This is a genomic window from Bradyrhizobium sp. AUGA SZCCT0176 (assembly GCF_018130145.1).
Lineage (GTDB): Bacteria > Pseudomonadota > Alphaproteobacteria > Rhizobiales > Xanthobacteraceae > Bradyrhizobium.
In genome coordinates this window covers 45,836-63,398 of sequence record NZ_JAFCMB010000016.1, presented here as the reverse complement: position 1 = coordinate 63,398, position 17,563 = coordinate 45,836, and the positions used below count along the sequence as shown (strand labels likewise).

Below are 17,563 nucleotides of genomic sequence, written 5' to 3'. Positions count from 1 at the left end.
ATGAGACGTCCCGCGTCTGCTCGAGCGAATAATGCTGAATCGAGGCCGGACATTCGCTCCGACATCGTGTCGGCGATCAGCGGGACGCTCGCTGATCCCTGCGATACGCTCGCCGACCTCAATGGAATTTTTCATCGAAGCGGATATTCGCAAGAAGATATCTGGTCGGCATTCGAAAGTATCGACGATCTCGTCGTCGCGGTTGCCGAGCACGAAGCCCTGTTCATATCGCAGCCATTGGTGAGGAGGGTACGTCCAAATACCCTTGACGATGTACGCGATACCCTTGTCGCCTTCGGACTCGTTGCCTCGCGAGAGTATTCGACCACCCTGGTCGGGTTCATCCGGATGATGATGGCCGAAGGTGCGCGCAACCCTTCTCTCAAGAAGCGGGTGTACGAGGCAGGGTCGGAGATCGTCACACGGAGGCTGCGGGAGTTTCTGTCGGACACCAATGAAAGAGGGATCCTGTCGATATCTGACGCGCAGGTATGCGCGGAGCAATTGATGGGACTGCTGAGGGAGCCGCTCTACCAGGCATTGATGCTGAATCCCGTGACGAGCCAGAACGGGTCAGCCGCCGACCGCGTCAAGGCCAGCGTTGAAAGGTTCCTGCATGGATGTGCAAGCGCGAGGAGCGCCAGATATGAACGCACCATATGATACTGCCCGTGCGAGCCAGTCCTGGCTGGCGCGGAGCAGCGACAGCCCATCAAGCCTGAAGGTCGTCGACGATGTCCCGTCGGATTTGGCCAACTGCGCCGACGAGCATGGATCGCTGGTGACGGTCGAGCCCGTCGACTGGATCGTTTGCTTCGTCCCCGGCCTGAAACGGCAATGGTGGCATCGGTTCGTCCATCACAAGCATAAGCACGTCTTTGCCATGCGGCCGACGAACACCGGGAGCTGGCTGCTCGTGGAGCCGTGGTGGACCCGCATGATGGTGACGATCCTGCCGCCGGCCGATGCCGTCAAATTTCTGCGGTGGGGTGGGACGGGCGATATCCTTCGCGTCCGCGAGCAGGTCCCGGGTAAAGCAAGCCAGATGCGCGGCTGGTCGAATTGCGCTGTCATCACGGCGTTCGTGCTTGGGCGGCCGAGCTGGACATGGACGCCGCACGGTCTCTACAAGGAACTGCTCCGCGAGAAGACAACGCGGCGCGAGAACGTGGAACAGCTCCTGGTCGAGCAGTTCGCCAAGGTCGTCAGCCAATACTCGTCCAATGCCCTGAGCGTCAGCGCCGACCAGCTTTCCCTGCCGCTCAGGGAATTGCTCATCATCATTGGACGCAATCTTCTCGAGACGATGATGACGCCGGCCTTGCTGGAGGTTTGTTACACCGCCATCCTCGAAGCGGACCGCTACCCGAATGCGACACGGGTCTACGCGCAGCATGGCCCAAAGCGGGCCATTGCCGTCCTGACAAAAATTCTCGCAAGAGCGAAGCAGGCCGGCGAGATCGATCTAGCGGATTGCGAAGCCGGCGCCCGCCAGTTTCTCGGCATGCTCTATGGCAACATTCACCTGGAAGCGGTGCTTCAGCTCGGCGCGATACCAACGCTTTCCGAGATCGATTTGCGCGCCCGCACCGCGGTGAAAGTCTTTCTCGACGGCGCCGGGCCTGACGAGACGGCAATCCTCGCGCGAGGGGTTTTACGCAACGGCGGCGGGCCATTGCCGGTGGCCAGCCGCCGCGCATGGGTCTACCTGCGTTGAAGCGTTTACCTGCGCCGTACTAGAGGCCGTATGTGCCGTCGTCCCCGCCGCCAGCGGTCAGCTACCCTTCGTACCCACCCGCGCAGCCCGCCGGATTATTTCATAATGCGAATTTGGTTTTGCCATAGTGGGATTTGAGTTGCGCGCGGTAGCCATTCCGCTTACTAGTCGGACAGCTGGGGCGTTCCAAAAGGCGGTAGCCACCACCCGATGACGCCCAATCAGCGACGCGATCGCCTCGGGTTCATCCGACGCGTGTGCGGGTTCCTGCGACATAACCAACTGAAGGACAACATCGCAGCATGTCGACCCCAAACGGCTTCGGACTGGCTGGCATCATCGGCATGCCTGTCGCCCATTCGCGATCGCCGACGATTCATAATTTCTGGTTGAATGCTCACGGCATCCGTGGCGCCTATGTGCCGCTCGCGGTCGAGCCCGAGCGGTTGAAGGAGGCGTTGCCGGGGCTGGTTGCCCTCGGCTTTCGCGGCTGCAACGTGACCATGCCGCACAAGCAGACGGCGATGGCGCTGCTGCACCGGGTCAACGAAACCGCGCGGCGTATCGGCGCCGTCAATACCATCGTCGTCGAAGCAGACGGCACGCTGAGCGGCTTCAACAATGACGGCAACGGATTCGTGCAGAGCCTGCGCGACGCCAGGCCGGACTGGCAGGCGGACGCGGGGCCGATCCTTCTGCTCGGCGCCGGCGGTTCGGCAAGGGCCGTGGTCGTGGCGCTGCTGGAGAACGGTGCGCGGCAGATCAAGATCGCCAACCGCACTGCAGAGAAAGCGCAGGCGATAGCGAGCGAGTTCGGCGGCGCTGTCACCGCCATCGCCTGGGCGGACCGCAATGCCGCCATGGCCGAGCCTGCCTTGCTCATCAATTGCACGGACCAGGGCATGATCGGCAAGCCGGCACTCGATGTCGACCTGGCGCGACTGGCGCCCGCCGCCATGGTCGCCGACCTGATCTATACGCCGCTCGAAACCCCGTTTCTGGCCGAGGCGCGGCAGCGCGGCTGCGTGACGGTGAACGGGCTCGGCCTGCTGCTCAATCAGGCGAGGCTGGCATTCAAGGCCTGGTTCGGCGTTCTCCCAGACGTCACGCCGGCGCTTGTGAAGGCCGTTCACGCCACCTTCTGAGGCGCCGTCGGAGGAGTTTTTCGGCGATGACGATACCGACGGGCAACAAGATCGACTGCCACATTCACGCCATCGATCCGGTTCGCTTTCCCTATGCGGCGGATACGTCCTATCGTCCGAGCGGGCAGGAGATCGCCCCTGCGGCGCACCTCGTTCGCGTGCTTGACGCCTTCGATGTCAGGTACGCACTGATCGTCGGAACGAATTCCGGCTACGGGACCGACAGCCGCATTCTGCTCGATGCGATCAAGCTGGGTGATGGCCGGTTCAAGGGTGTTGCGGTCGTCGAGAATGATGTCGGCATCCAGGAGCTGGAACGGCTGAAGGCGGCCGGAATCGTCGGGGTCGCCTTCAATGTCCCGTTTCACGGCACTGGTTATTATCGCAACACGGCGCCGCTGCTGGAAAAGCTGGTCGAGCTCGGGCTGTTTCTGCAGATCCAGGTCGAGCAGGATCAGTTGCTCGCGCTGCTGCCGCTGATCGAAAAGTCGACGGTTCGCCTGGTGATCGATCATTGCGGACGGCCTGCAGTCGAGCATGGGTTAATGCAGCCGGCTTTCCAGGCGCTGCTGGCGATCGGGCGGGAGCGCGACGCTTATGTGAAACTGTCGGGCTACTACAAGTTCTCGCGGCAGCCACATCCTTACGAGGATGCGTGGCCGTTCATTGCTGCGCTGGTCGAGGCATTCACGCTCGATCGTTGTGTCTGGGGATCGGATTGGCCGTTCCTGCGGGCGCTCGAACGGCTGGATTATGGGCCGCTGCTCGCGGTGCTGAGCCGGCTGTTTCCGGACCGGGACGATCAGCAACGACTGTTGTGGCGGACGCCTGCGCGGCTGCTTGGCTTCGCGGGCGGCGGGACAGATCAATCAAGATAAAGCAAATGAGAGGGAGAACGTCATGCGTCATTTCCGGTACCTGAGCTGCGCTGCCATCGTTGCGTCATTGTGGACCTCACACGTCCACGCGCAGTCGACGGTCTATCTTCCCAACGTCATCGAATTGTCCGGAGCGGGCGCGGTGTCGGGAACGAACTGGCGTGACGGTGTCGTGCTGGCGATCGACGAGATCAACAAGGCCGGCGGCATATTGGGCCGCAAGATCGAGACCGAGCATCTCGACACCCAGAGCAATCCGGGCGTCTCGCGCGCGCAGGTCCAGAAGGTTCTCGACCGCGATCCCTATGTCGTCCTGGGGCCGATCTACTCCGGTTCGGTCAAGGTCAACATGGCGCTGACGCAGCAGGCCGAAGTCCCGCAGATCGTGGGCGCCGAAGCCGCCGATATCACCCTGCAAGGCAACCCCTGGGTGTTCCGTACCGCCTTCGGCCAGCAGATCAGCATGCCGAAAATCGCCAACTATCTGCATGACCGCCTCAAGGTGAAGTCGGTGGCGCTGGTCTGGGTCAACAATGATTTCGGGAAAGGCGGCCGCGACAGTTTCGCCAAGGAGATGAAGGCGCGCGGCATCGAGGTGGTGGTGGACCTTTCCACCGAGCAGGGCCAGGTCGATTTCGGCTCCGATGTCATCAAGCTGAAGGGCGCAAAGGCGGACGCCATTTTCGTCTATTGCAACGAGGAGGAAAGCGCCCGTTTCCTGATCGAGGCGAAGCGGCAGGGCCTGGCCACGCCGCTGTTCGGGGAGACCACGCTCCTCAGCCAGAAGGTGGTTGATCTCGCGGGTGCCGCCGCAAACGGCGCGCGCGGCCATGTCGGCCTGAGCGCGGATGCGCCGATCCCCGCGATCGAGGAATTCACCAGGAAGTTCAGCCAGCGCTATAACTACCGGCCCGATCACAACGGCATCAAGGGCTATACCGCCGTCTATCTGGTGAAATACGTCACCGAAAAGATCGGCAAGTTCGATCGCAAGGCATTTGGCGCCGCCATGAAGGGGCTGTCGCTGACGCCCGCGAATGCGCCGGGGATGCTGATGGAGGCGAGCTGGGACCAGAAAGGCGACATCGACCGCGCAAGCTTCCTGACCGAAATTATCGATGGCAAGCAGAAGATCGTGGAAACGCTGCCGAAGCTCAATCCCTCCAAGGCTGATTGAAAAGGCTGATTGAAAAGGCTGATTGAAGGCTGATTGATCCGAAGGCCGTCCATGAGATTTGCGGGCGATCTTTGCCGGCAGGGGCGGCCTCAATTTTCCTTTCCGCTCGTCAATCGCCGGCCTATTTTCTGGTTTGCTTCCGTGCTGGACGCCCCGGTTTTCCGAAGATCGCCGGGGGGACCGCGCGATCGATGATCTCGCGAAGGGCGAAATTCGACTGGATGCGTGAGACAAGCGGCAGGCGCGACAGTTCGGTCCGGTGAATTCTCTCGAAGTCTTCGATATCGCGCGCCAGCACGATCAGGAGATAGTCGTCGTTTCCCGACATCAGAAAAGTGCGGATCACTGACGGACAGTTGACGACGGCGGCTTCGAACGATTTCAGCGCCTCGTCGCTTTGGCTGTTGAGCGCGATTCTGACCAGCACGGTCGTGTTGAGGCCAAACCGGCCCGGATCAAGGATGGCCTGATAGCCTCTGATATATCCTTCGTCTTCCAGCGCGCGTTGCCGCCGCGCGATCGCGGTGCTCGAAAGTCCGACCCGGTCGGCCAGCTCGGTGTGACTGACCCGCGCGTTGGCGCTGAGTTCGGCGAGAATGGTCATGTCGATCTTGTCGTGGTCCATATGTTTAAAATCCTGCGCCATAGTGCCAAATTTCGTTGAATTTCTGCACTATTTTCCGGTATGTGCGCAAGTTTGCCGAGAAACAACCGCGGTTCCCTCCTAGAAAAGAGGCGTGCCATACAGCGGAGGTTGCCATGAAGGTCGGGGTGCCCAGGGAGATCAAGACGCACGAATACCGTGTCGGTCTGACGCCGGGGGCCGTTCGCGAATATGTGGCCGCGGGGCACGGCGTCGTGGTCGAGACCAATGCCGGCGGCGGCATCGGCGCGACGGATGACGCTTATCGCAAGGCTGGCGCTACAGTGCTGGACTCCGCCCGCGAGGTGTTTGCGTCCAGCCAGATGATCGTCAAGGTCAAGGAGCCTCAAGCTTCGGAATGGTCGCAATTGCGGCAAGACCAGATTCTCTTCACATACCTGCACCTGGCGCCCGATCCGGACCAGGCCAAGGGCCTCATCGAGTCCGGATGCACCGCGATCGCCTATGAGACCGTGACGGATGCCCATGGCGGCCTGCCGCTGCTGGCGCCGATGAGCGAAGTGGCGGGCAGGCTTGCGATCGAAGCGGCCGGCGCGGCCTTGCGGCGGCATGCGGGAGGCCGGGGCCTGCTGATCGGGGGCGTGCCGGGCGTCCAGCCGGCCCGTATCGTGGTGATCGGAGGCGGAGTCGTCGGGACGCACGCGGCACGCATGGCGGTCGGCCTCGGCGCCGAGGTCACCATTCTCGACCGTTCGATAGGCCGGCTCCGCGAGCTGGACGAACTGTTCGAGGGGCGTGTTCGGACAAAATTCTCGACCATCGACAGCATTGAGGAAGAGGTGTTCGCCGCCGACGTCGTGATCGGTGCGGTGCTCGTCCCGGGCGCGAGCGCGCCCAAACTGGTGACGCGGGATATGTTGGGTTCGATGCGCAAGGGGGCTGTGATCGTGGATGTCGCGATCGACCAGGGCGGCTGCTTTGAGACATCGCACCCGACCACCCACGCTGATCCAACCTTCGAGGTGGAGGGCGTCATCCACTACTGCGTCGCCAACATGCCAGGCGCTGTTCCGCTGACCTCCAGCCAGGCGCTGAACAACGCGACGCTGCCTTTTGGCCTGGCGCTCGCCAACAAGGGATTTGCGGCCGTGCTTGAGAATCCGCATTTGCGCGCTGGTCTGAACGTCTACCGGGGGCGGCTGACCTGCGAGCCGGTGGCCAGAAGCCTCGGCATGCCATTCTCACCGATCGAGGGCGCTGTGGCTTGAGGCCACAAGGTGACGTTGCCGACGATGGACGGAAGCGGTCTGAGGCGGAACTGCGAGCGAGGTGATTACTTCCGGATTTGGCATTTTCGGACTTGAACAGCCGGGCTGGCGATGACGCGGGGAGAGCGGACCTCGCCGATGCGTGCTTTGACTTCCGCGGATGACCTACAGCGGACATTCAGCAGTCAATGTTGATGGCCAATTCCATTATTAGCGCATTCTGAGCCCTCGCATGGCCAATGAAGCGCCAGAATGATCATTGCATTTGGGCGTAACACTGATTGTTTTTTGATGAACGCTGACTTGCCAAGATCGAGACAAATATTGACGATCAAGTAGGTAACCAATGGTTTGTCGCGCATTGGGAGACCATTGTTATCCAGCTGATACTTGCCAAGAGCATATGTCGGGGTCGGCCAGGAGCCGGCAGTATTGTAAGCGCCTAAAACAAGCCTGTTCACGCAAGGGTGGCTCGTCGGCATCGGGTAAACAAGTGCCGGATAGGTCGGCTTTGATTGCTTGATGACATACATACTTCCTTGCGACAAAGGCACAGGAGTAAGTCCGGTCAAAAACGACTGAACGCGATTACCACCAAATTTTCCTCCTTTCTCAGGAGAATTCAAATTTGTTCCATCTGTCTGTATTCCTACTTCACTAGCTAGCCAGTTGCTTGCGAATACTAGCGGCCGGGATGGAAGGCTTCCGACGTCAGACGGATCTTGGCTTATGTTTTGTTGAGCCAGGATCATGTCAATCGCATTTGAAAGACCTTGTTGCGCTGAAAGGAATGTCTGCAAGTCGGTATTGGGATCAGGAATTGTGAATTTCCCATTTGCATTAAACTGAGGGATTAAACGCATTAAGCCTTCCGGGCTACACAACAATTCTGACTGCGCGGACAAAGTAGCTGCACTGGAAGGAGACGAAGCAGACACTGCGATGGCAAGGAGAGCAGTCCTGATAGAAAAAATAGACATCGCAATTATTCTCCGAATGAACTCCGAACCGCGCGAATTGTGCGTTTTTCCCGCGCTTTGGCAAGGCAAGCAGCGGTCGCGAGCAGCAGATGGCCTGCCTTATCTCTTCGGACCAGGTTTTAGCTTGTGCAAACACGGACCAAGTACCAACTTCGAGCGGGCGAACGCTGGCCATCGATCGTCAACGAAAAGACGATTGCACTTCAATCGCGTTGCTGAACGGCAGGTCGCTGTTGAACACCCACCACGGGATGCTCGTGAACGGGTAAGCCCGTGGGAACTCCAATTCGCTACTTCAGGTCCCTCGCCTTGACTGCGATCGCCGCCGCCGCGGTGCGGTTTTCCACCCCAAGCTTCGAATAGATCTGCTCGAGGTGCTTATCCACCGTGCGGGGCGAAAGGCCCAGGATCTGTGCGATGTCGCGGTTGGTCTTGCCCTTGGAGAGCCAGGACAGCACTTCGCCCTCGCGCGTGGTCAGCCCAAGCTCGCTGGAGAATTCGGCGGCCGTACCGGCGCTGGCGTCCTTGGCGAGCCGCAGCAGGAATTCGCTGGGACCGGTCTTGCCCATATAGTGCAGCCGGAGCTGCTCGTTGCCGGGAAACGACGCCGTTGCGGCCTTCGAGGCGGCCTTGCCTTCCTGCGCCTGCTCGAGCCATCGCGGCACCGGCTCCGGCAGCACGAGTTCGTCGTCGGCATTGGCGGTGAGCGTTGCCGACAACAGCTTCTGTGCCTGCGGCGTCGCCCACAGGATCTTGCCTTGCCCGCTGACCGCCAGCAGATAGCGGCCGGAAACGTCGAGCGCGGTGCGGGCGCTCTGCGTCAGCCGGGCGTTGGCCAGGTGCACCCGAATCCGCGCCAGCATCTCCTCGATCGCAATCGGTTTTGTCACATAGTCGACGCCGCCGGCCTCGAGCCCGCGAACGATGTGTTCGGTTTCCGCGAGGCCCGTCATGAAGATGATGGGAACGTTGACGAGGCCCGCATCGCGCTTGAGCCGTCTGCAGGTTTCAAAGCCGTCCATCCCGGGCATCACGGCATCGAGCAGTACGATATCCGGCGTGATCTGGTCGACGATCCGCATCGCCGAGGCGCCGTCGAGTGCGACCATGACGGTCATGCCGGCACCATCGAGCGCGTCGGTGAGCAGACGCAGCGTCTCCGGGGAATCGTCGACGACGAGGGCGACGTCGCGCTTTTTGGGATCAATGATCATAGCTGTGCAACGTCTTCAGGGTCGCCATGTATTGATCGAGATCGAAGCGGTCGATCAAGGCGCGCATTTGCGTGACGAAGTCGGCATGTTCAGGGAAATCGTTGCCGATTTCATCGAGCTTGAGCTGGATGGCGCGGATATAACCCAGTTGCCCGAGGCCGATCAGTTCCTCGATATGCTGTACCGACGGCCGCGAACCGGTCTCGGGCTTCCAGTGCGGAACGATAATTTGATAGGCTTCGTAGTCCCACTCGAGCTTGAGCAATTGGCGAATGGTTTCCAGCAACTTGGGAATGTCGATCGGTTTCATCAGATAGCCGTCGTGAAACGGCTGCGCCAGCGGCGCGCCGTGTGCTTCCAGCGCACTCGCCGATACCATCAGGATGCGGGCCTGATGGTGTCCGGTCGCGCGCAGCGTCTCCGCCACCGTCCAGCCGTCCATGCCGGCCATCGAGATATCCAGCAGAAACAGATCGGGCCGGCAATGCTGGGCCAACGCCAGGCAGGCGGGCCCGTCCGGTGCGCTGAGCAGGATGAAGCCGAGCGGCGTCAGCACCTCGCGCAAGAGATCGCGATGGGTCGGATCGTCGTCGGTGATCAGGATCGTCCTGCGCGGGCCGTGATAGCCGAAGATCGGCGCCCCGACGGGTGCGATCTGCGTCGGGTTGGTGACCTCAGACAGCAGGATTTTCATGCGGAAGTTGCTGCCGGTACCGACCGTGCTGGTCACCTTGATGTCGCCGCCCATGACGCCGGCAAGCAACCGGCTGATGGTCAGGCCGAGTCCGGTGCCGGTCTGCGGCTGCGAAACCCCGAGCGCGCCGCGTTCGAACGGTGCGAAAATACGATCGAGATCGCCGGCCTGAATGCCGGGGCCGGTGTCGATCACTTCGAATTCCGCCACCGGGCTGCGGTAATGCACCACGAACTGCACGCTGCCGGCCTGCGTGAACTTGATGGCATTCGACAGCAGATTGATCAGGATCTGGCGCAACCGTTTCTCGTCGGCAAAGACCACGACGGGCAGCACCGCCGGGCGCTTGAACACGAAGTCGATGCCCTTGGCGGCCGCCTGCAGCCGGAACATGCCGACCAGCTGATCGAGGAAATCGCTGAGACGGACTTCGTCGCGCGACAGATAGAGCCGTCCGGCTTCGATCTTGGAGATGTCCAGAATGCCGTCGATCAGGCCGGACAGATGATCGGCGCTGCGGCGGACCACGCGCACCTGATCGCGCGGTTTTGTCTGCAGGCTGGAATCCTGCTCCAGCAGCTGCGCGTAGCCGCTGATGGCGTTGAGCGGCGAGCGCAGTTCGTGGCTCAACCCGACCACGTAGCGGCTCTTCGCCAGATTGGCGGACTCGGCGACTTCCTTGGCGCGCTGCAGCTCAGCGTCGGTGCGCTTATGCGCGTCGATTTCCTGGATCAGCAGCGTGGTCTGCCGCCTGGTTTCCGCTTCTGCCGCGCGGCGGCTTTGCTGCGCCAGCACGAACAGCCAGGCCACCACGCCGATGATGATCGTGAGCGCGAAGAACACCTTCCACAGCACGTCGGATAGCTGGAGATCGTCGAGCGGAATCGTCGCTGACGTCTGCAGGTAAATCAGCGCGAGCGTCAACCCGACCAGCCCTGCGGAAACCGCGAAGACGCCGAGATAGTGCCCAACCTGGGAGTTGATCCGCGCGTAGATCGGTTCAGGCAGCATCTTGCCCAGCGTGTCCGATATCTGCGCCTGAATCCGCGCATGCGGCTTGCAGAGATCGTGGCAGCGCGCGTCCAGCGAACAGCACAGCGAGCAGATCGGGCCGGCATAGGCCGGGCAGGAGGCCATGTCCTCGGGCTCGAATGAATGCTCGCAGATACAGCACTGGATTGCTTCGAGGTTCTGCCAGCTCCGCTTCGGCTTGCGCGCGATGTAATACTTGCCGTCGGTCGCCCAGGCGATCAGCGGCGCGGTGACAAAGGCGACTGCGAGCGCGACGAAAGCCGACAGCGCCTTCGGCGTCGGTCCGAACAGGCCGTAGAACGCACTGATGGAAACGATGGTCGCGATCGTCATCGCGCCGACGCCGACGGGGTTGATGTCGTAGAGATGCGCGCGCTTGAACTCGATGTGCTGCGGACGCAAGCCGAGCGGCTTGTTGACGACGAGATCGGCGACCAGCGCGCCAACCCAGGCGATGGCGACGTTGGAATAAAGCGCCAGCGTCTGCTCCAGCGCCTTGTAGACACCGATTTCCATCAGCAGCAGCGCCACCAGCACGTTGAAGACGAGCCAGACCACGCGGCCGGGATGGCTGTGAGTCAGCCGCGAGAAGAAATTCGACCAGGCGATCGAGCCGGCATAGGCGTTGGTCACGTTGATCTTGATCTGCGAGAGAATGACGAAGGTGCCGGTCAGCGCCAGCACCAGATCGGGCTGCGACAGCACGTAACGGAACGCTTCAAGATACATGTGCGCGGGCTCGGCCGCATGCTCGGTGGAAACGCCGTGGCTGAGCGCAAAGTAGGCGAGGAACGAGCCCAGCAGCAGCTTGAGCGCGCCAAAGATGATCCAGCCGGGGCCGGCGCTGAGCATCGCGATCCACCACGACGTCCGCGAGGTCCGACGGTCGCGCGGCAGAAACCGCAGGAAGTCGACCTGTTCGCCGATCTGCGCCACAAGCGAAAACACCACCGAGGCGGCGGTGCCGAACAACAGCAAATCGAGATTCCCGCCGGCGTCGCCGTGCTCGCCGGAGAACTTCCGCCACTCCGTAAACGACTGCGGGTTGGCGTAGGCGATCGCGACAAAGGGGAGGATGTGCAGGATGATCCAGATCGGCTGCGTCCACAGCTGGAAGCGGCTGATCAAAGTGATGCCGTACGTGACCAGCGGAATGATGACGACCGCGCTGATGAGATAGCCGATCGGTCGCGGGATGCCGAAGCACATCTCCAGCGCGCTGGCGAGAATGACTGCCTCGAGCGCGAAAAAGATGAAGGTGAAGGAGGCATAGATCAGCGACGTGATGGTCGAGCCGATATACCCGAACCCCGCGCCGCGGGTCAGCAGGTCGATGTCGATGCCGCATTTGGCGGCGTGATAGGCAATCGGCAGTCCGCAGAGGAAGATGATGACGCTGACGACCAGGATCGCGACGACCGCATTGGTAGCACCGTAGTTGAGCGTAATGGTGCCGCCGATTGCTTCCAGCGCCAGGAACGAGATGGCGCCGAGCGCGGTGTTGGCAACGCGGGCGGCGGACCATCGCCGCGCGCTTTTGGCGGTGAAGCGCAGCGCGTAGTCTTCCAGCGTCTGGTTGGCAACCCATTGATTGTATTGGCGCCTGACGCGGTCTATACGCTGCCGCCCTGCCACTTTGTTGCTCCTGACCCCCAACGACCGAGCCCTTCGGGCCTATCAATCGTTTGCAAGTTGCGTACCGCAAAATCCGTACCAAAACCTACGTCGCTATTTTGCGGTGCAGTATACGCAATCTTGCGTATCTGTGCAGTGCACAAAACTGAGCATCCTTGCCTCACCAATAAGCGCGTTCTCGAACCAAATGGGGTGCTCATGTCAGACGAAATCAAACGGGGCCTGCAGTCTCCGCTGCGACGTAAACTGCTGATGGGAGCGGCAGCCTTGCCGGCGATGGCGCTGCTGCCGCGCCTGGCATTCGGCGCCGGGCCGCCGACTGCGGCCGTCAACACCACGGGATTGGCCGTGACCGACACCGAAGTAACGGTCGGCATCCTGCATTCCGCCACCGGCACGATGGCGATCTCCGAAACCGGTTCGATTCAGGCCGAGAAGCTTGCCATCGAGCAGATCAACGCCATGGGCGGTGTGCTTGGCCGCAAGATCAAGGTCATCCAGGAAGACGGCGCCAGCGACTGGCCGACTTTCGCGGAGAAGGCCAAGAAGTTGCTGGTCAACGACAAGGTGGCCTCGATCATGGGCTGCTGGACCTCGGCGTCGCGCAAGGCGGTGCTGCCGGTCATGGAGCAGTACAACGGCATGCTCTATTACCCGACCTTCTATGAAGGGCTCGAGCAGTCCAAGAACGTGATCTACACCGGGCAGGAAGCGACCCAGCAAATTCTCGCTGGCATCGATTGGATCACCAAGGAGAAGAACGCCAAATCGTTCTACTTCATCGGCTCCGACTACATCTGGCCGCGCACCTCGAACAAGATCGCGCGCAAGCACATCGAGAATTTCCTGAAGCTGAAGGTCGTCGGCGAGGAATACTTCCCGCTTGGCCATACCCAGTTCAACTCGGTCATCAACAAGCTGAAGCTGACCAAGCCCGACGTGATCTTTACCGACGTCGTCGGCGGTTCGAACGTCGCGTTCTACAAGCAGCTCAAGGCTGCCGGCATCGACCTGGCGAAGCAGACCCTTCTAACCATCTCGGTGACCGAGGACGAGATCGACGGCATCGGCGGCGAGAACATTGCCGGCGCCTACGCCTGCATGAAGTACTTCCAGTCGCTGAAGAACGAGAACAACGAAAAGTTCGTTGCCGCGTTCAAGAAGATGTGGGGCGACAAGACTGTGATCGGCGACGTGACGCAGGCTGCTTATCTCGGCCCGTGGCTGTGGAAAGCGACCGTCGAGAAGGCCGGTTCCTTCGACGTCGACAAGGTCGCGGCTGCTTCGCCCGGCATCGAGTTCAAGGGTGCGCCGGAAGGCTATGTCCGGATCCACGAAAACCATCATCTGTGGTCGAAGACCCGCGTCGGCAAGGCCAAGCTGGACGGACAGTTCGACATGGTGTTCGAGACCGCCGACCTGATCCAGCCGGACCCGTTCCCCAAGGGCTATCAATAAAGGCTCGCGGACAACTCCCGCGATTCCCCAAGAGTCTCTCTCAAGAGTCTCCCTGGCGTGGACCGTCAATCCGCGTCCAACACCCCCGCGTCGCGAGCTTGCTCGCGGCGCGGGACTTCCCCCACGGAGAAACATCGATGTTCGGCGACTATTCGATTGGCGATCTCGGCTCCATCTTCGTCATGCAGGGTTTTGCCGGCCTGATCCTGTTTTCCGTCTACGTGCTGATGGCGCTCGGGCTTGCCATCATCTTCGGCCAGATGGGCGTCATCAACATGGCCCATGGCGAGTTCATGATCCTCGGCGCCTACGTTACCTGGCTCACCTCCAGCGCCTTTCAGCACTATCTACCGGCGCTGTTTCCCGGTTACTTCTTTCTCGCCATGGTGCTCGCTTTCATGGCCTCCGGCGCGCTCGGCATGCTGGTCGAATGGGGGCTGATACGCCACCTTTACAAGCGCCCGCTGGATACGCTGCTGGCGACCTGGGGCCTCAGTCTCATCCTGCAGCAGACCTATCGCTCGGTATTCGGAGCGCGCGAGGTCGGCGTCGAGCTGCCGCAATGGATGCTCGGCTCCAAGCAGATCACCGACACCATCGAAGTCCCGATCAATGGCATCTTCGTGATGTGTCTGACCGTGCTGATCACGATCGTGGTCGCCTACGTCATGTACAAGTCGCGCTGGGGCCGCCAGGTCCGCGCCGTCGTGCAGAACCGTATCATGGCCGGCGCGGTCGGCATCAACACCGAGAAAGTCGACCGCTACACCTTCGGCCTCGGTTGCGGCATCGCCGGCGTCGCCGGCAGCGCCTTCACCATGATCGGCTCGACCGGGCCGACCTCGGGCCAGCTCTACATCGTGGACACCTTCCTCGTGGTCGTGTTCGGCGGCGCCGCCAGCCTGATCGGCACCATCGCATCGGCTTTCAGCATCTCGCAGACGCAGTCGACGCTCGAATTCTTCATGTCGGGGTCGATGGCGAAGGTGCTGACGCTGCTCGCCATCGTCGGAATTCTGATGCTGCGGCCGCAGGGGCTGTTCGCCCTCAAGGTCCGCAAATAACAAGAAGCAGGCACGGTCATGATCATCAACTCACGCTTTTTCAATCGATCCGAGCTCATCGGTTTCGTTGCGCTGGCCGCCCTGCTGTTCGTGATCCTGCCGCTGTCGCTGGATGTGTTCCGCCTCAACCTGGTCGCCAAATACCTGACCTACGCCTTTGTCGGGATCGGGCTGGTGTTGTGCTGGGGCTATGGCGGCATTCTGAGCCTGGGACAGGGGGTGTTCTTCGGTCTCGGCGGCTACTGCATGGCGATGTTCCTCAAGCTCGAGGCATCGAGCCCGGAAAACACCAAGATTCAGTCCACCCCCGGCATCCCCGATTTCATGGACTGGAATCAGATCACCTCGCTGCCGCTGTTCTGGCAGCCGTTTCACAGTCTCACCCTTACCATTCTCGCCATCATCCTGGTGCCCGGCCTGTTCGCCCTGATCATCGGCACCGCGATGTTCAAGCGCCGTGTCGGCGGCACCTATTTCGCGATCATCACGCAAGCCGTTGCGGCCATCCTGACCATCCTGATCGTCGGGCAGCAGGGCTATACCGGCGGCATCAACGGCATGACCGATCTGCGCACCCTGAAGGGATGGGACATCCGGCCGGATCATGCCAAGGTCATGCTCTACTTCTTTGAAGTGTTCCTGCTGTTCGGTTGCATCCTGCTCGCGCAGTTCATCCGCCTGACCAAGCTCGGCCGCATCCTGGTGGCGATGCGCGAACAGGAAGACCGCGTCCGCTTCTCCGGCTACAGCGTCGCCAACTTCAAGATATTCGCCTTCTGCATGGCCGCGATCTTCGCCGCGATCGGCGGCGCCATGTTCGCGCTCAATGTCGGTTTCATGTCGCCGTCCTTTGTCGGGATCGTGCCGTCGATCGAGATGGTGATCTACACGGCGGTCGGCGGACGGATGTCGATCTTCGGCGCGGTGTGGGGTTCGCTGCTGGTGAACTTCGCCAAGACCGGCCTGTCGGAATCCTTCCCGCAGCTCTGGCTGTTCGGCCTCGGCGGACTGTTCATCGCGGTGGTGCTGGCGTTCCCGAACGGCCTGTCCGGGATCTGGGCGGACCACGTCCAGCCTCGCATCGATCGGCTGATGACGTGGCGCAAACCAAAACCCGCCAAGGCGTGGACCGACAGTTCGGTCGCCGACGGCGCCCCGGCAGAATGAGGAGATAGATCATGCTCATCGGTCACCAGCCCAAAGAGTTCCTGCTCGCGGTCGAGGCGCTCACGGTGTCCTTTGACGGCTTCAAGGCGGTCAACGATCTCTCCTTCTATGTGGAGGAGAACGAGATCCGGGTCATCATCGGCCCCAACGGCGCCGGCAAGACCACGGTGCTCGATCTGATCTGCGGCAAGACCAAGGCGACGTCGGGTTCGATCCAGTTTCGCGGTCAGGAACTGACCCGGATGAAAGAGAACCAGATCGTGCAGACCGGCGTCGGCCGCAAGTTCCAGACGCCGTCGGTATTCGTCGATCTCACGGTGTTCGAGAACCTGGAGATTTCCTACCCGCGTGGCCGCACCGTGTTCGGCTCGCTCGCTTTCCAGCGCGACGCCGCGGTGCGCGACCGCGTCGAGGAAGTCGCCGAGATGATCTTCCTGAAGGATCGCCTCGACACCTATGCCGATGAACTCAGCCACGGCCAAAAACAATGGCTCGAGATTGGCATGCTGCTGATCCAGGATCCGGACCTGCTGATGCTCGACGAGCCGGTAGCCGGCATGAGCGTCAGCGAGCGGGCCAAGACCGCCGAACTGCTCAACCGCATCATCAAGGGCCGCTCGGTGCTGGTGATCGAGCACGACATGAAGTTCGTCGAGGATATCGCCCACAAGGTCACGGTGCTGCACCAGGGCCAGATCCTGTCGGAAGGCACGATGGAGCACGTCAAGAACGATCCGAAGGTCATCGAAGTCTATCTGGGCCATTAGCGCATGATCCCGGCAAGTGTCGTCCGGTTTCCGGACAAGATCATGCGCAAGGAATAAGGAGCGCGAGTCGATGCTGGCTATTTCGGATCTGCATGTCGCCTACGGCCAGAGCGAGGTGCTGCACGGGCTCAACGTATCGGTCGCGCCCAATGAAATCGTTGCGATCATGGGCCGCAACGGCATGGGCAAGACCACGCTGATGAAATCGCTGATGGGCATCCTGCCCGCCAAGAGCGGCTCGGTGACAATGGCAGGCACGGAATTGAGCCAACTGCCGAGCTACGAACGCGTCGCCAGGGGCCTCGCCTACGTGCCGCAGGGCCGCATGATCTTCTCCACCATGACTGTGAAGGAGAACATCGAAACCGGCCTCGTCGTGTCCGGCGAGAAGGATGTTCCGGGCAGCATCTATGAGCTGTTTCCGGTATTGCTGGAAATGAAGAACCGCCGCGGCGGCAATCTCTCCGGCGGACAGCAGCAGCAGCTCGCGATTGCGCGCGCGCTCGCCACCAAGCCGAAAGTGCTGCTGCTGGACGAGCCGACCGAAGGCATCCAGCCGTCGATCATCAAGGACATGGCGCGCACCTTGAAGCGCATTCGCGACGAACGCGGCCTGTCGATCGTCGTCTCCGAACAGGTCTTGAGCTTCGCGCTCGATGTCGCCGACCGCGTGCTTGTCATCGAGAACGGCGAGATCGTCCGCGACGATCCGCGCGACGATGTCGATGCCGCGCAGATCTCGAAATATCTGTCCGTGTGAATC

Annotated in this window: 15 protein-coding genes; 11 read left to right on the top strand and 4 right to left on the bottom strand. The window is 61.3% G+C overall.

All coding sequences use genetic code 11. The features are described 5' to 3' along the window. The 5 genes from JQ600_RS28000 to JQ600_RS27980 all read left to right on the top strand — a co-directional run bounded on the left by JQ600_RS28000 (position 1) and on the right by JQ600_RS27980 (position 4,917). Positions 1 to 663 (top strand): TetR/AcrR family transcriptional regulator C-terminal domain-containing protein, encoded by a 663-nt coding sequence (locus JQ600_RS28000; protein WP_212390015.1) that lies wholly within the window; start codon positions 1 to 3, stop codon positions 661 to 663. After that, positions 647 to 1,717: a TetR/AcrR family transcriptional regulator C-terminal domain-containing protein gene (locus JQ600_RS27995; RefSeq protein ID WP_212390014.1), complete on the top strand. Its 1,071-nt coding sequence runs from the start codon at positions 647 to 649 to the stop codon at positions 1,715 to 1,717. The genes JQ600_RS28000 and JQ600_RS27995 overlap by 17 nt, the downstream gene beginning before the upstream one ends. A 302-nt stretch (positions 1,718 to 2,019) precedes the next feature. Beyond that, the gene (locus JQ600_RS27990) at positions 2,020 to 2,862 is read left to right on the top strand and encodes a shikimate dehydrogenase (protein ID WP_212266059.1); all 843 of its coding nucleotides are present in this window, start codon (positions 2,020 to 2,022) and stop codon (positions 2,860 to 2,862) included. A gap of 26 nt (positions 2,863 to 2,888) precedes the next feature. Then, positions 2,889 to 3,740 (top strand): amidohydrolase, encoded by an 852-nt coding sequence (locus tag JQ600_RS27985; RefSeq protein WP_212390013.1) that lies wholly within the window; start codon positions 2,889 to 2,891, stop codon positions 3,738 to 3,740. Between the two features lie 22 nt (positions 3,741 to 3,762). Beyond that, the gene (locus JQ600_RS27980) at positions 3,763 to 4,917 is read left to right on the top strand and encodes an ABC transporter substrate-binding protein (RefSeq protein WP_212390012.1); all 1,155 of its coding nucleotides are present in this window, start codon (positions 3,763 to 3,765) and stop codon (positions 4,915 to 4,917) included. A gap of 121 nt (positions 4,918 to 5,038) precedes the next feature. On the opposite strand, the gene JQ600_RS27975 is transcribed toward JQ600_RS27980, so the two are convergent. Continuing rightward, positions 5,039 to 5,542, bottom strand: coding sequence for an Lrp/AsnC family transcriptional regulator (locus JQ600_RS27975; protein WP_212266061.1), 504 nt, complete (start codon positions 5,540 to 5,542; stop codon positions 5,039 to 5,041). Positions 5,543 to 5,676: 134 nt separating this feature from the next. Between JQ600_RS27975 and ald the strand changes: the two genes are divergently transcribed. Further along, complete coding sequence (gene ald, locus JQ600_RS27970) at positions 5,677 to 6,789, top strand: alanine dehydrogenase (RefSeq protein ID WP_212266062.1); 1,113 nt, start codon at positions 5,677 to 5,679, stop codon at positions 6,787 to 6,789. A gap of 185 nt (positions 6,790 to 6,974) precedes the next feature. Here ald and JQ600_RS27965 read toward each other — a convergent pair whose 3' ends face one another. The 3 genes from JQ600_RS27965 to JQ600_RS27955 form a co-directional block, all read right to left on the bottom strand. Next, a complete protein-coding gene (locus JQ600_RS27965; protein ID WP_212390011.1) occupies positions 6,975 to 7,769 on the bottom strand; it encodes a hypothetical protein in 795 nt (264 codons plus the stop codon). 290 nt (positions 7,770 to 8,059) lie between these two features. Further along, the gene (locus tag JQ600_RS27960; protein ID WP_212266064.1) at positions 8,060 to 8,983 is read right to left on the bottom strand and encodes a response regulator transcription factor; all 924 of its coding nucleotides are present in this window, start codon (positions 8,981 to 8,983) and stop codon (positions 8,060 to 8,062) included. Then, positions 8,973 to 12,344 carry an ATP-binding protein gene (locus JQ600_RS27955; RefSeq protein ID WP_212490175.1) on the bottom strand — a complete coding sequence of 1,124 codons (3,372 nt, stop codon included), beginning with the start codon at positions 12,342 to 12,344 and terminating at the stop codon, positions 8,973 to 8,975. The genes JQ600_RS27960 and JQ600_RS27955 overlap by 11 nt, the downstream gene beginning before the upstream one ends. 198 nt (positions 12,345 to 12,542) lie before the next feature. Between JQ600_RS27955 and urtA the strand changes: the two genes are divergently transcribed. From urtA to urtE, 5 genes are all read left to right on the top strand, one after another. Further along, positions 12,543 to 13,802 (top strand): urea ABC transporter substrate-binding protein, encoded by a 1,260-nt coding sequence (gene urtA, locus JQ600_RS27950; RefSeq protein WP_212266066.1) that lies wholly within the window; start codon positions 12,543 to 12,545, stop codon positions 13,800 to 13,802. Positions 13,803 to 13,939: 137 nt separating this feature from the next. Next, positions 13,940 to 14,866 carry an urea ABC transporter permease subunit UrtB gene (gene urtB, locus JQ600_RS27945; protein WP_212266067.1) on the top strand — a complete coding sequence of 309 codons (927 nt, stop codon included), beginning with the start codon at positions 13,940 to 13,942 and terminating at the stop codon, positions 14,864 to 14,866. 18 nt (positions 14,867 to 14,884) lie between these two features. Then, positions 14,885 to 16,033, top strand: a complete 1,149-nt coding sequence (gene urtC, locus JQ600_RS27940) for an urea ABC transporter permease subunit UrtC (protein WP_212266068.1) — start codon at positions 14,885 to 14,887, stop codon at positions 16,031 to 16,033. A gap of 11 nt (positions 16,034 to 16,044) precedes the next feature. After that, positions 16,045 to 16,800, top strand: a complete 756-nt coding sequence (urtD, locus tag JQ600_RS27935) for an urea ABC transporter ATP-binding protein UrtD (RefSeq protein WP_192735046.1) — start codon at positions 16,045 to 16,047, stop codon at positions 16,798 to 16,800. A gap of 70 nt (positions 16,801 to 16,870) precedes the next feature. Further along, on the top strand, positions 16,871 to 17,560 hold the full coding sequence (urtE, locus tag JQ600_RS27930; protein ID WP_212390008.1) for an urea ABC transporter ATP-binding subunit UrtE: 690 nt from the start codon (positions 16,871 to 16,873) through the stop codon (positions 17,558 to 17,560). The last annotated feature ends 3 nt before the right edge of the window (positions 17,561 to 17,563 follow it).

Coding starts and splice junctions, on each gene's coding strand:
- JQ600_RS28000 (WP_212390015.1), top strand. CDS start 1: ATGAGACGTCCCGCGTCTGCTCGAGCGAATAATGCTGAATCGAGGCCG.
- JQ600_RS27995 (WP_212390014.1), top strand. CDS start 647: ATGAACGCACCATATGATACTGCCCGTGCGAGCCAGTCCTGGCTGGCG.
- JQ600_RS27990 (WP_212266059.1), top strand. CDS start 2,020: ATGTCGACCCCAAACGGCTTCGGACTGGCTGGCATCATCGGCATGCCT.
- JQ600_RS27985 (WP_212390013.1), top strand. CDS start 2,889: ATGACGATACCGACGGGCAACAAGATCGACTGCCACATTCACGCCATC.
- JQ600_RS27980 (WP_212390012.1), top strand. CDS start 3,763: ATGCGTCATTTCCGGTACCTGAGCTGCGCTGCCATCGTTGCGTCATTG.
- JQ600_RS27975 (WP_212266061.1), bottom strand. CDS start 5,542: ATGGACCACGACAAGATCGACATGACCATTCTCGCCGAACTCAGCGCC.
- ald (WP_212266062.1), top strand. CDS start 5,677: ATGAAGGTCGGGGTGCCCAGGGAGATCAAGACGCACGAATACCGTGTC.
- JQ600_RS27965 (WP_212390011.1), bottom strand. CDS start 7,769: ATGTCTATTTTTTCTATCAGGACTGCTCTCCTTGCCATCGCAGTGTCT.
- JQ600_RS27960 (WP_212266064.1), bottom strand. CDS start 8,983: ATGATCATTGATCCCAAAAAGCGCGACGTCGCCCTCGTCGTCGACGAT.
- urtA (WP_212266066.1), top strand. CDS start 12,543: ATGTCAGACGAAATCAAACGGGGCCTGCAGTCTCCGCTGCGACGTAAA.
- urtB (WP_212266067.1), top strand. CDS start 13,940: ATGTTCGGCGACTATTCGATTGGCGATCTCGGCTCCATCTTCGTCATG.
- urtC (WP_212266068.1), top strand. CDS start 14,885: ATGATCATCAACTCACGCTTTTTCAATCGATCCGAGCTCATCGGTTTC.
- urtD (WP_192735046.1), top strand. CDS start 16,045: ATGCTCATCGGTCACCAGCCCAAAGAGTTCCTGCTCGCGGTCGAGGCG.
- urtE (WP_212390008.1), top strand. CDS start 16,871: ATGCTGGCTATTTCGGATCTGCATGTCGCCTACGGCCAGAGCGAGGTG.